Annotated in this window: 3 protein-coding genes; 1 reads left to right on the forward strand and 2 read right to left on the reverse strand. The window is 65.9% G+C overall.

Going from position 1 to position 2009, the window contains the following annotated elements; genetic code table 11:
- Both VKP01_RS11325 and VKP01_RS11330 read right to left on the reverse strand, forming a co-directional pair.
- The coding region (locus tag VKP01_RS11325; RefSeq protein WP_324412347.1) for a terminase large subunit domain-containing protein at nt 1–639 on the reverse strand (639 nt) is incomplete at its 3' end.
- Nucleotides 557–1171 (reverse strand): hypothetical protein, encoded by a 615-nt coding sequence (locus VKP01_RS11330; RefSeq protein WP_324412349.1) that lies wholly within the window; start codon nt 1169–1171, stop codon nt 557–559. The genes VKP01_RS11325 and VKP01_RS11330, both read right to left, overlap by 83 nt.
- A 267-nt stretch (nt 1172–1438) precedes the next feature.
- On the opposite strand from VKP01_RS11330, the gene VKP01_RS11335 reads away from it, so the two are divergent.
- Nucleotides 1439–2009, forward strand: a 571-nt coding sequence (locus VKP01_RS11335; RefSeq protein ID WP_324412351.1) for a YebC/PmpR family DNA-binding transcriptional regulator, incomplete at its 3' end; no start/stop codon positions are given.

Consider the following 2009-nt stretch of genomic DNA (forward strand, 5'->3'; position numbering starts at 1 on the left):
GAGATTGTCGGCATTGTCCTGCGTGCGCGCCCGGGTCAGGGCGATGCGCTCGTCAGCGAGCATGCGCTTCAAGAGCGGTATCGCACGCGGCGTCGTCGTCACCACCTCGCGCGGCTGCGCGCCGAGCCGCAGGCCGAATTGCAGCTGGTCCCAGGCCGCATCCGCATAGCGCCATTTACCGAGTTCATCCGCCCAGGCCGCCTCGAATTGCGGGCCGCGCAGGCTTTCGGGATCATCTGCCGAGAAAGCCAGTGCCACCGCGCCGTTAGGCCATTCAAGCCGCCGCCGCGTCGCCGTCCAGACCGGGCGCTCGTGCCGGGCATGGATGGCAAGCAGGCCCGAGGGGCCGTCGATCATCACGTCACGCACATCCGCGAAGGTCTCGCCCACCAGCGCGATCTTGCCGATCGGCTGGCGCGTCAGCCAGGGCAGGCCATGGACCATCCCCTTGATCCACTCCGCCCCGGTGCGCGTCTTGCCGGCGCCGCGCCCGCCGAGCACCAGCCAGATCGTCCAGGGCGATGCGTTACGCGCGAAGGTCGGCGGCAACTGGTCGTCACGTGCGCTCAGCGCCCAGTTCGCCTCCAGGATCTGGCGCATCTGCGGGGTACAGAGCGCCCAGAGCGCCTCGCGTTCCATGTCGCTCGTGCAGGCGCTCCACCTCGAGCGCAACGATCTCAGCCAGATCAGATGCCGTTCCGGTGCCCATGAACGCCCCATCGCGCGCTTCCCCTTCCTCGCCGCTCTCGTTTTCGCGAAGGCTGCGCGCGAGTTTGTCCTCGAGCATGGTCAATTCCTTCAGGCAGCGGGTGAGATCGACGATGTCTCGGGCCGCCGCCGTCTCCGGCGCCGATGCCAGGGTCGACAGACGCGCGGCCACGAAGGCGCGCAATTCCCCGGCCAGCGCCTGCGCACCGCAATCCACCCGCGCGGGCTCGGTGCATAACGAGGTCGCCGGCGCATCGAAGGAGGCGAGAAACAGCCCCAGCGCGCGCGCCGTCGGCGCCTTGCCGCGCTCGGCCCAGCCGGCATCGCGCCGAAACCGCGTGAAGGCGTCGGTCGTCATCCCGAGATAAGCCGCGATGCGCCGGCCGGTACCGATGCCGTTCTCATAGGCGAAACGCGCCAGCAGACGCGAAGGCGCATCCGCCGGTGCGGAAGGTGCAGTCATCGCGGATCTCCGGGGGGACGTTATGTGAAAGACGCTGCGCCTCGGCGCAATTCCTCAACGTTCAGGATTAATTGCATAAGACCGGGCCGCTGTCAATGCTTATTTTCCTATTTTTGTGCCCTGAATTGATTTCGTCCCGCGCCTCCAACGATCCCATCGCGGGCGGGGCTTGCCGAGACCGCTTCGCCAAGCCTATAAGCCGTCAGTCTTTTCACCGGTCGGCCCGGCCTGCCGGACATCTTTCACACGCGCGTCGACGAGAGCACCATGGCTGGACATTCACAGTTCAAGAACATCATGCATCGCAAGGGGCGCGCCGATGCGCAGCGCTCGAAGCTGTTCTCCAAACTCGCCAAGGAAATCACCGTGGCCGCCAAGATGGGCATGCCCGATCCTGCGATGAACCCGCGCCTGCGCGCCGCCGTCCTCGCGGCCAAGGCGGAAAACATGCCCAAAGACAATATCGAGCGGGCGATCAAGAAGTCCCAGGCCGGCGATGGCGATAATTACGAAGAGATCCGCTACGAGGGCTACGGTCCCGGCGGCGTCGCCGTCATGGTCGAGGCGATGACCGACAACCGCAACCGCACCGCCTCGGATGTGCGCTCCTACTTCACCAAATCCGGCGGCAACCTCGCCGAGACCGGTGCCGTCTCCTTCATGTTCGACCGGGTCGGTCTCGTCGAATACGAGCCGGAGCGCGCCGATGCGGAGGCAATGCTCGAAGCCGCGATCGAAGCTGGCGCCGACGATGTCGTCTCCTCCGAGAACGGGCATGAGGTCTATTGCGCGCAGAGCGCTCTCAACGAGGTCACCAAGACACTCGAAGAGCATTTCG

This window comes from Saliniramus sp., assembly GCF_035311605.1.
Lineage (GTDB): Bacteria > Pseudomonadota > Alphaproteobacteria > Rhizobiales > Beijerinckiaceae > Saliniramus.

What these genes read in the sequence shown, in the direction of transcription:
- VKP01_RS11330 (WP_324412349.1), bottom strand. Translation starts at nt 1,171, where the DNA reads ATGACTGCACCTTCCGCACCGGCGGATGCGCCTTCGCGTCTGCTGGCG.